This is a genomic window from Xanthomonas fragariae (assembly GCF_017603965.1).
GTDB lineage: Bacteria > Pseudomonadota > Gammaproteobacteria > Xanthomonadales > Xanthomonadaceae > Xanthomonas > Xanthomonas fragariae_A.
This window is the reverse complement of sequence record NZ_CP071955.1, coordinates 1,630,628-1,639,782: the sequence shown is the minus strand read 5'-3', so window position 1 is coordinate 1,639,782 and position 9,155 is coordinate 1,630,628. Positions and strand designations below refer to the sequence as shown.

Below are 9,155 nucleotides of genomic sequence, written 5' to 3'. Positions count from 1 at the left end.
CCGACTTATTCGTTATCAATTTGGTGCAAACCCAATAGTTCTGCCCAAGGGTAACAATTAGATTGACTAGCGACCGCATTCTGCGCAAGCACGACTCCGGTGGTTCCTTCAAGCAAGGAAGCTGTCTTGATATTCTTCCCTTTGTGACTCCAAAGATACGATGGCTTTTCAACGGTTCCATCATTGAAATGCAAAAGCTTTTCGCCTGCGACAACCGAAGCTTTCTTGCACTCATTTCGAAGCTGAGCGCTTAAAAATTCACATCGCCCAAAGATTTCAAAGTAAAGGTGCACCCCTGCTGCACCATGGCATAGGGAAGCGTCCGTGATTTGATGCTTTCCTGATTTAAACTGATTGAGGGATCCTTCAATCAGACTAGAAAATCTCACGCCGTAGGAGCTGTCTAAGAGACTGGCGCGCCTGTATGCATCAGCAAGACCAAGTCCGCCATAACACCATGCCAATCTAGTCACTCGCTGTGATCCAGCGGTAGAAGGGAAAAGCACGCCGTCATCATCTCCCTTGATCGCGTGCATCCATAGGTGGTCGAACCCGTCAAGCGCAAGCTCAGTGGCTGCTCTTGATATGTGGCCTTTTCTAGAAGCGTTAGCCATCATCAGTAGCAGGCCTGGAATGCCGTGCGCGAGACCAAGGTTTTTTTGAAAATCTGTTCCCCGACTCTCGAGATCTGAGGCATCGCTGAAGTTTAGCCATTCTCTTACTGCTCGAGAACAAACTAATTCAATTGCACTCCAAAGATCCGAACTTGAGCTGGCAGACAATCCTCTTCGCATCGCGTAAACCATAATTCCAGCGATGCCATTAACCATATCAAGATTTGGATGATGAGTCTCCAAAATTCCGTCAAGCAAAATCTCATCTAGCTCAACAAGAAACTGTTGGGAAGATGTTTTATCAAGCAAAAGCGGGCAGAGTTGGACAGCCCACCCAATCCCAGGCAAACCTCTAAATAAGGAGCTACTGAGAGGCAACTTGTCTTGAAGAGTGAGTGCCTCTTCCAGCGCTTGCTCCATGCCTTGCCAATAGGATTGATGATTGGTTTGTCGAGCTTGAACCAACTCAATTACAGCTCTTAAAGACAAGCCGTCCCCCAAAAAGGGAGATGAATCAAATGCTGGCAGGGATTTTACGAAATCAAGAGAGGCAAATAATGGCGAACTCTCTCGAAAAACTCTATCTTCCATGATTAAATCTCATCCTGCAACGCATAGGCAGCGGGAGGTTTTAACCACCCGATCATTCATGACTTTAAGAATAATTTCCGTTACACCATTACTGGCTTCCTTACTTTTTCAACAATCCAGCAACACTTTATGTTAAAGTCTCTAAGCTCAATGGTTTCATTTTTTTGTTACAAAATCAAGTCATCATATCGTGACGGGCGTCACATTTTACGGACCCTGCTCGTTTGCCGCTTTGCTCAATTCTCAGGTCTCGATACATCAACCCGTAGGGGTGAGTGAGCTTTTGCTTAAATGAGCTTCCCGGTGCCAAGCGGCCCAACAAAGATCTGGAGCCGGAGAAAATTCGCTCGAACAAGCTACTGGCCGAGCAGGTCTTTGACAACGATTTAATTGGGAATGCACCCTGGGAAATATGGCAAGCGCTCCCGCAAAAAACGCTATGGCATCGGAATGATCCACCTGAAACTGCGAGCAATAGACATTGCTACGACCAGCACATATCAACCAGGCATGGCCGATCGGCTCGTGTTTGATCACGCTCCCCCGATCGGCGATCAGGACATGAAAAATAAAAATTCCAGCCAATGATATCAGCCCTGGCTTGGGCTATCTGGCGATCTGTCGTGGCCTGACGCCCGTAATCTCTTGCTACCGCTGCGGCCTCGGCAATCCAATTAATAATTAATCGATTCCTATTCTTAAAAACGACTTCAAACCCAGTGGGCTTTGAGAAAATCGTGATCCAGTGAAGGCTGCCTTTCACCACGTTGTAGACGCTTTGTAAGCGTGTCGATTAACGCCACGCGTCCTGTTGCCTTTTTAACACGCAGATCGCTGCAACTCTTTTTTCTGGCTTTCGGCGATCGCCTGCGCGCCCTCCTTGCGAATTTTATTCAATTCGCTAACCCACTGTAAGCGCAAAAGATTGGCCTGATCAACTTCGCCAATTGCTCTAAACACTTCCTCCCAAAATCCACCTTGTCGGACAAAAGCAATGCGCGGTCCGATCATTGAGCGGCGTCGCGAGGTCGAAGGCGAGATGATGGGGGCGACCGGCTGCGGTGCTGGCGCTGGATCCAATATTTCAGCTAGCGCTTCCAGCGGCATCTGGATCAATCCATCGATCTTCCGAGCACCCGCATAACGCCCCGACTGCATCCCTTCGCGAACGCGCTGCACAACGCCTCTGCTGCTTTGACCACGAAGCACATGAGCCACTTCTTCGGGCCGAAGGGCGTAGCGCTGCGGATACAGCTCACGGAGCGTTTGGAGCGCGCTTTCAGACATGTGCGATAGGCCGTCCTTAGACCAACTACAAGTGTCTTATAGCGCAGTCGAGGAGGCCTTGGAAGCTGTGGCAATGCTGTGGCAATGCTGTGGCGAACAAGCGCTGCTTAGAGGTGCTTTGAAGTGTCGAGCCCTGCATCGCGCTCTATGGCGGTCAAATGCAGAGCTTTACGAAACAACAGGTTAGATCAGATGGAAGCAAGTGCTCCATTTCCCCTCTTCCTTAGGAGGGGGACGCTCTATCCAGCGGAGCTACGTGGCCAAGGGCGGCATTGTCGCACGATCGTTGCGGTTGCCAAGCCGGTGGGTGGTCGGCGGACCCTGCTAAAATCGTCGGCTATCTGTTGTCGTGGGGTGGCCTTGGCTGCCACGCGGCAGTCCCGACTTTTTTGGAGATCCCATGTCCGCTGACTTGCTCAAGGCGCTCGACCTCGCCGCGTCTAATTCCGGCACCTATCTTGGCGAGGCGAGCTGGTCGCAAGACACCGACGCGGGGGTGCTGCAGCCGCTCAATCCGACCACCAACGAGGTGATCGCCGATGTGCAGGCGACCACACCGGACGACTACGAGCGGATCTTGCAGCGCGCGCAGGCGGCCTTCAAGGTGTGGCGGACCACGCCTGCACCGCGGCGTGGCGAGGCGGTGCGCCTGTGTGGCGAGGCGCTACGTGCGCACAAGGATGCGCTCGGGTCGCTGGTGGCGCTGGAAATGGGCAAAAGCAAGCCCGAGGGCGATGGCGAGGTGCAGGAGATGATCGACATCGCCGACTTTGCGGTCGGCCAGAGCCGCATGCTCTACGGCTACACCATGCACTCCGAACGGCCGGGCCACCGCATGTATGAGCAGTACCAGCCGCTGGGCCTGGTTGGCATCATCAGCGCGTTCAACTTCCCGGTGGCGGTGTGGGCGTGGAATGCTTTTCTGGCGGCGATTTGCGGCGATATCTGCATCTGGAAGCCGTCCAACAAGACGCCGCTGACGGCGATCGCGACGATGAAGATCTGCAATGCGGCATTGAAAGAGGCCGGTTTCCCGGACATCTTCTTCCTGATCAACGATGCCGGTACGTCGCTGTCGGAAAAGCTGGTCGAAGACGGCCGCGTGCCGCTGATCAGTTTCACCGGCTCGACCCAGATCGGCCGTGTGGTCGCCGAAAAGGTTGCGCACCGTTTGGGCCGTTGCCTGCTGGAACTGGGCGGCAACAACGCCATCATCCTGGACGAAACCGCCGACCTGAAGCTGGCAATCCCGGGCATCGTGTTCGGTGCGGTGGGCACTGCCGGGCAGCGCTGCACCACCACGCGCCGCCTGATCGTGCATGAGTCCATCTACGACAATGTGTTGGCCACGCTGGTCAAGGCGTACAAACAGCTCGACAGCAAGATCGGCGACCCCACCGACCCTGCAAACCTGATGGGCCCGCTCAACAGCCGCGGCGCGGTGGAGCAGTTCCTGGCCTCGATTGCCAAGGCCAAGACGGCCGGCGGCACGGTCGAAGTGGGCGGCACTGCGATCGATCGCCCCGGCAATTTCGTGCTGCCGGCCATCGTTACCGGGCTGCAGAACAGCGCCACGGTTGTGCAGCACGAGACCTTCGCGCCGATCCTGTATGTGATGAAGTACAGCACGCTAGACGAGGCGATCGAGTTGCAAAACGGCGTGCCGCAGGGCCTGTCGTCGTCGATCTTCACCCAGAACTTGAAGGCGGCCGAGAAGTTCCTGTCGGCGGCCGGCAGCGACTGCGGTATCGCCAACGTCAACATCGGCACCTCGGGTGCGGAGATCGGCGGTGCGTTCGGCGGCGAAAAGGAAACCGGCGGCGGTCGCGAATCTGGTTCGGATGCGTGGAAAGTCTACATGCGTCGTCAGACCAACACGATCAACTACTCCGACTCGCTACCGCTGGCGCAGGGCATCAAGTTCGATCTTTGATCGATGGCCATAGGGCGCGCCGGGCAGCAGCCGCTTGTATGGCACGTGTCGCACTCAACCCAGCGATCGTTATAGGCATGGCATCGCAAGCCCAGCGACGACGCCCGGCAACACGAACTGCCGCGTCGCTGCGCTGATTGAAGCTCGCACGATCGGTTATTTCAGCCGCTTCGATCCAACCAAACCCGACCACGCAACTGCGCTTGGCCGCAAACGGCACGCCTTTTGGCCGCCCGCTCTGGGATAATCGTACGACGCCAGCCGTCGGCTGCCGGCTCAATCTCCGGAGTTCATAATGAACGTTGTCGTTCGACAGACCAGCGCCATGGCGATCGTCAGCCTGGTCGCAGGCATTCTCGGCTGGACCCTGATCCCCTTCCTAGGCAGCATCTGCGCCATCATCACCGGCCATCTGGCGCGCGCCGAAATCCGCCGCAATCCACAGGGACTCGAAGGCGATGGCCTGGCGATCGGCGGGCTGGTGCTGGGCTGGCTGGCAGTGGCGGCCTGGGTGGCGGGAGTGGCGATCTTCATCCTGTTCTTCGGCGGCTTGGCCTGGCTCGCGGCGGCAAACAGTTGAGCATGGCCGCGCCCTCCTCTGCCCAGCGTTTCAACGACCGCGTGGCCGCTTATGTGCGCTACCGGCCGAGTTATCCGCCGCAGTTGTTGCGCTGGTTGCATGAAGAACTGGGCATCACGCCGGCAACGACGGTGGCCGATATCGGCGCCGGCACCGGCATCTCCAGCCGCTTGTTTCTGGAGGCCGGCTACCCGGTCACGGCGGTGGAACCCAACCCTGCCATGCGCCAAGCCGCGCAGCAGTGGCTGGCAGGGTTTCCGAAATTTCAGGCGATCGACGGCACTGCCGAAGCCACCGGGCTGACCGATGCCAGCGTCGGCCTGGTGTCTGCCGCGCAAGCCTTCCACTGGTTCGACATGCAGGCGGTACGCGCCGAATGGGCGCGTATCCTGCAGCCAGACGGGTTGGCGATGGTCTACTGGAACTCGCGCGAACTGGACAGCACCGCATTCCTGCGCGGTTACGAGCAGTTGTTGCTGGACTACGGCACCGACTACTCGGCAGTGGCAGAGCGCTATCAGGACGATGCAACCATGCAGGCGTGGTTTGGCAAAGGCTTCCGCGCGATGGCGCGTTTCCCGAATGTGCAGCGGCTGGATTTGGATGCCTTGCGCGGTCGATTGCTGTCGTCTTCGTATGCCCCGCTCGCCCATGACCGGCGCCATGCTCCGATGCTCGCCGCGCTACGCGCCTTATTCGATGCGCACGCGCACGACGGGCTGATCGACTTCCAATACCAGACCCGTGTTTTCGCAGGAAGATTGAACTGACCCGCATGTATTCGCTTGCCCGCCCTTTTCTGTTTTCTCTCGATGCCGAGCGCGCCCACGCGCTGGCGTTGCGCTGCATCGACACCGCCTACCGCACCGGCACCATGCCGCTGCTGGCCAGGCGCCCGGTGCCGCTGCCGACCCCGGCCTTCGGTTTGATGTTCCCCAATCCGGTCGGGCTTGGTGCCGGGCTGGACAAGAACGGCGAGCACATCGAAGCGCTGCTTGCGCTGGGTTTTGGTTTCGTCGAGATCGGCACGGTGACGCCGCGCGCGCAGGACGGCAATCCGAAGCCGCGCATGTTCCGCCTGCCCGAATACCAGGCAGTGATCAACCGCATGGGCTTCAACAATCTTGGTGTGGATGCGCTGGTGGCCAACGTGCAGCGTGCGCGCCGCCGTGGTGGCTTGCTCGGCATCAATATCGGCAAGAACAAGCACACGCCCAACGAAGAAGCAACCCGCGACTATCGCTATTGCATGGAGCGCGTGTATCCGCTGGCCGACTACATAACGGTCAACATTTCCTCGCCCAATACCGCAGGTTTGCGTGAGTTGCAGGAAGAACAGGCAATGCGCCGGCTGATCGCCGATCTGCGCGATACCCAGGAAGCGCTGGCTGCGCAACACGGCAAACGCGTGCCGATGCTGGTGAAGGTGGCGCCGGATCTCAACGACCGCGACATCGATGCGGCCGCACGCGTGCTGGCCGACCTGGCGGTGGATGGCGTGATTGCCACCAACACCACGGTGATGCGCACCTTGATCACCCACCATCCGCTAGCTGTGGAGGCTGGCGGCTTGTCGGGCGCCCCGCTGCTGGGGCAATCCACCTTGGTGCTGCGACGCTTGCGTGCGCGCCTGCCCGAGTCGATCCCATTGATCGGCGTGGGCGGCATCAACTCCGGTGCGGATGCGGTAGCCAAGATGGCCGCTGGCGCGACCTTGGTGCAGTGCTATAGCGGGCTGGTGTATCGCGGGCCAGCGCTGATCGGCGAATGCGTGGATGCGATCCGTCGCCGCCGCGAAGCGCCCAGCGGCGGTGCGGTGTCGCCGCTATGAGCGATGCAGTGCAGGCCGGCTGGAGCCTGAGGGAGCATGTGCCACTGCGTGGGCTTAACACCTTCCATGTGGATGCCACGGCGCGCTGGTTGCTCAGCATCCACACGCCCGAGGCATTGCCGCAGGCACTGGCCGCTCCCGAGATCGCCGGGCAACCGCTGCTGGTGCTAGGCAGCGGCAGCAACGTCTTGTTGGCTGGCGACCCGCCGGGCTGCGTGCTGTGTTTCGACAATCGCCAAATCGCCATCATCGCCTACCATGCCGACCACGCCGTCGTGCGTGCAGACGCAGGCGTGAACTGGCATGCGTTGGTGTTGTATTCGCTGCAGCAGGGTCTGTCGGGGCTGGAAAATCTGGCATTGATTCCTGGCACCGTGGGCGCTTGCCCAATCCAGAACATCGGCGCGTACGGCGCGCAGGTCGGCGACTTCATCCGCGTGGTGGAAACCTTCGATCGGCAGACCCAGCAGTTCGTAAGGCTGACTGCAGACGAGTGCGCATTCGGCTACCGCGACAGCGTGTTCAAGCGGCAGCCCGACCGCTATTTGATCGTCGCGGTGGAATTCAATCTGCCACTGCTGCACGAGCTACGGCTGGACTACGCCGGCATCCGCGAAGAACTGGCGAGCATGGGCGTCGAGCTAGCCGGTGCTGTCGATGTGGCGCAGGCGGTGATCAATCTCCGCCGGCGCAAGCTGCCAGACCCGGATGTGCTCGGCAATGCGGGCAGCTTTTTCAAGAATCCGTTGTTGCCAAGCGAGCAGATCACCGCGTTGCAGGCCGCGTTTTCCGACCTACCGGTGCATCCCGGCGAGCACCCACGCCAGGGCAAATTGTCGGCCGCCTGGTTGATCGAGCAATGCGGCTGGAAAGGCGTGCGCGAGGGCGATACGGGTGTTTCGCCGGAGCATGCGCTGGTACTGGTCAATTACGGCACCGCCAGCGGTGCGCAATTGTTGGACTTTGCGCGGCGCATCGCTGAATCGGTGCGCGAGCGTTACTCGGTCGTCCTGGCACCAGAACCGCGCGTCATAGGGGTGCATTGGTGACTGCAACGCAGGCATCGCGACGTGCAGCGCTGTGGATGCTGATCAGTACCTTCGCATTCGGCCTGATGGCGATCACCATTCGGCTGGCATCGAGCAACCTCGCGACCACAGAAATCGCATTTTTTCGTAATGCGTTCGGATTGTTGACGTTGTTGTTATTGATCGTGCGGCCGGGCAAACCGCTGCCGCGTACGCGACAATTGCCGCAATATCTGGCACGCACCTCGATCGGCCTGGCCTCGATGCTGTGCGGGTTCTGGGCGATCGGCCACCTGCCGTTGTCGCAGGCGATCTCGCTGTCGTATTCCACGCCGTTGTTCGTCACCGTGCTGGCGGTGGTCTGGCTGCACGAGCAGGTGCGCATGCGCCGCTGGCTGGCGGTGGCAGCGGGTTTTATCGGTGTGTTGGTGATCCTGCGGCCAGGTTCGTCCACATTCGCGCCGGGCTTGCTGATCGCGCTGCTAGGGGCGGTGATCAGCGCCGTGGTTGCGATCCAGATCAAGCAGCTCTCGCGCAGCGACGACTCGAACACCGTGGTGTTCTACACCTATGCGTTCTGGGTGCCGATGTCGCTGATTCCGGCGCTGTTCCAGTGGACCTGGCCGCACGGCATCGACTGGCTATGGCTGGTGGCGACCGGCGTCTTCGGCACCGCCGGGCAGTTGTTCTGGACGCGCGCACTCAAGCTGGGCGAAGTCTCGGCATTGCAGCCGATCAGCTTCATACAGCTGCTGCTGGTGGCGCTACTGGGCTGGTGGCTGTTCGGCGAGGAGATCGCATGCCACACGATGATCGGTGCCGCCATCATCATCGGTGCCAACGTCTATATCGCGCATCGCGAAAGCGTGCTGGCGCGCCGCGCCGCCACGCACGCGCCGGTAGGAGGCGCCAAGCCGGGCGAGTGAGCGAAGACCTGTGCGATGGAGGAATGCATCTCGTCGGTACTGCCGACGTACACTTCGATAGTGTGCACTGCCCGCTCTACGCGGCGAGCAGCGCGGTATTCCATTGGCTGCACTGACACCGAGCGCGCATGCCGATTGCCACTAAGAGCGGCTAACAAAACGACTGCGCTCACCGCCAGGCGGGCGCGGCCGGTGCTCGAAATCGGCATGTACCACGCGTGCGATGCGGTTCCTCCGCGCCGTCCGCACCCACCTGGCGCCTGGCTTACGCTGTGTTCGGTGGTCTGACCCCGTTGGTGGTGGTGATGTTGCTCAAGCACCACCCGATGGAACCGAGTTACTGCGTGGTTTTGTTGGCGTTGATC

At 59.5% G+C, this 9,155-nt stretch carries 9 protein-coding genes and 1 other RNA gene; 8 read left to right on the top strand and 2 right to left on the bottom strand.

Going from position 1 to position 9,155, the window contains the following annotated elements; translation table 11 throughout:
- Positions 1-5: 5 nt before the first annotated feature.
- Complete coding sequence (locus J5I97_RS07660) at positions 6-1,205, bottom strand: lanthionine synthetase LanC family protein (protein WP_208590828.1); 1,200 nt, start codon at positions 1,203-1,205, stop codon at positions 6-8.
- A 396-nt stretch (positions 1,206-1,601) separates the two neighbouring features.
- On the opposite strand from J5I97_RS07660, the gene J5I97_RS07655 reads away from it, so the two are divergent.
- Positions 1,602-1,793 (top strand): hypothetical protein, encoded by a 192-nt coding sequence (locus tag J5I97_RS07655; protein ID WP_208590827.1) that lies wholly within the window; start codon positions 1,602-1,604, stop codon positions 1,791-1,793.
- A gap of 231 nt (positions 1,794-2,024) precedes the next feature.
- Here J5I97_RS07655 and J5I97_RS07650 read toward each other — a convergent pair whose 3' ends face one another.
- On the bottom strand, positions 2,025-2,492 hold the full coding sequence (locus J5I97_RS07650; protein WP_208590826.1) for a hypothetical protein: 468 nt from the start codon (positions 2,490-2,492) through the stop codon (positions 2,025-2,027).
- A gap of 400 nt (positions 2,493-2,892) precedes the next feature.
- On the opposite strand from J5I97_RS07650, the gene amaB reads away from it, so the two are divergent.
- The 7 genes from amaB (at position 2,893) to J5I97_RS07615 (ending at position 9,071) form a co-directional block, all read left to right on the top strand.
- On the top strand, positions 2,893-4,425 hold the full coding sequence (gene amaB / locus J5I97_RS07645; RefSeq protein ID WP_208590825.1) for an L-piperidine-6-carboxylate dehydrogenase: 1,533 nt from the start codon (positions 2,893-2,895) through the stop codon (positions 4,423-4,425).
- Positions 4,426-4,720: 295 nt separating this feature from the next.
- Complete coding sequence (locus J5I97_RS07640) at positions 4,721-5,005, top strand: DUF4190 domain-containing protein (RefSeq protein ID WP_208590823.1); 285 nt, start codon at positions 4,721-4,723, stop codon at positions 5,003-5,005.
- 2 nt (positions 5,006-5,007) lie between these two features.
- Positions 5,008-5,775: a class I SAM-dependent methyltransferase gene (locus tag J5I97_RS07635; RefSeq protein WP_208590821.1), complete on the top strand. Its 768-nt coding sequence runs from the start codon at positions 5,008-5,010 to the stop codon at positions 5,773-5,775.
- A gap of 5 nt (positions 5,776-5,780) precedes the next feature.
- Complete coding sequence (locus J5I97_RS07630) at positions 5,781-6,836, top strand: quinone-dependent dihydroorotate dehydrogenase (protein WP_208590819.1); 1,056 nt, start codon at positions 5,781-5,783, stop codon at positions 6,834-6,836.
- Positions 6,833-7,885, top strand: a complete 1,053-nt coding sequence (murB, locus tag J5I97_RS07625; protein ID WP_208590818.1) for a UDP-N-acetylmuramate dehydrogenase — start codon at positions 6,833-6,835, stop codon at positions 7,883-7,885. The genes J5I97_RS07630 and murB overlap by 4 nt, the downstream gene beginning before the upstream one ends.
- Positions 7,879-8,790, top strand: a complete 912-nt coding sequence (locus J5I97_RS07620; protein WP_208590817.1) for a DMT family transporter — start codon at positions 7,879-7,881, stop codon at positions 8,788-8,790. The genes murB and J5I97_RS07620 overlap by 7 nt, the downstream gene beginning before the upstream one ends.
- A gap of 207 nt (positions 8,791-8,997) precedes the next feature.
- Positions 8,998-9,071, top strand: a non-coding RNA gene (locus tag J5I97_RS07615) — sX9 sRNA.
- Positions 9,072-9,155: the final 84 nt, after the last annotated feature.